Source organism: Vibrio sp. A8-1, from assembly GCF_013048685.1.
Classification (GTDB): Bacteria; Pseudomonadota; Gammaproteobacteria; order Enterobacterales; family Vibrionaceae; genus Vibrio; species Vibrio metschnikovii.
Genome location: NZ_VHTC01000115.1, coordinates 1 through 655 on the forward strand (window position 1 = coordinate 1; position 655 = coordinate 655).

At 41.1% G+C, this 655-nt stretch carries 1 protein-coding gene and 1 pseudogene; both read left to right on the forward strand.

The window, feature by feature from the left end; all coding sequences use genetic code 11:
- Positions 1 to 144: 144 nt before the first annotated feature.
- The gene (locus FKN93_RS17495) at positions 145 to 420 is read left to right on the forward strand and encodes an antibiotic biosynthesis monooxygenase (protein WP_170905777.1); all 276 of its coding nucleotides are present in this window, start codon (positions 145 to 147) and stop codon (positions 418 to 420) included.
- A 147-nt stretch (positions 421 to 567) separates the two neighbouring features.
- Positions 568 to 655 (forward strand): annotated as a pseudogene (locus FKN93_RS18015) (MmcQ/YjbR family DNA-binding protein); the annotation flags it as partial.

Sequence of the window (655 nt, forward strand, 5' to 3'; positions counted from 1 at the left end):
CCAGTTAACAAAGCGTTTAAGAGGGATTCGCAACGCGTAGCATTTTCATTATGCGTTGATTTTATTGGTTTTTAGTGCAATGCGGTGAGTTGGTCGTTGCGTTACTCACCCCTTAACGCGGCGTTATGCGTAATAGGGATATTTATGTCAAAAGTAACATTGAAAGGTTTTATTTTAGTTCCTGAATCAGAACTTGAAGTAGTTAAAATTGAGTTGGAAAATCATAAGCGTCTTACTCTCGAAGAGCCGGGGTGCATAACGTTTAAAGTGACTGAAAATTCGGAAAATCCTAGCCGCTTCGATGTTTACGAGGAATTCATAGATAAGCCTGCGTTTGAATATCACCAGGATAGAGTGAAAACATCCCATTGGGGTAAAGTGACGGTGAATGTTGAACGTCATTATGAAATCCTTGAGTAAACGCATAACAAGGCGTTAAAGAGGGATTCACAACGCGCGGCATTTTCATTATGCGTTGATTTTATTGGTTTTTAGTGCAATGCGGTGAGCTGGTAGTTGCGTTGTTCACCCCTTAACGCGGCGTTATGTGCTTCAAGGATGAACAATATGAATTACGATGAATTTAATGAATTCTGCGGCTCTTTCCCCGCGACTAGTCATGTTGTTCAGTGGGGCAATTCTGATGTATGGAAAG

What these genes read in the sequence shown, in the direction of transcription:
- FKN93_RS17495 (WP_170905777.1), top strand. Translation starts at nt 145, where the DNA reads ATGTCAAAAGTAACATTGAAAGGTTTTATTTTAGTTCCTGAATCAGAA.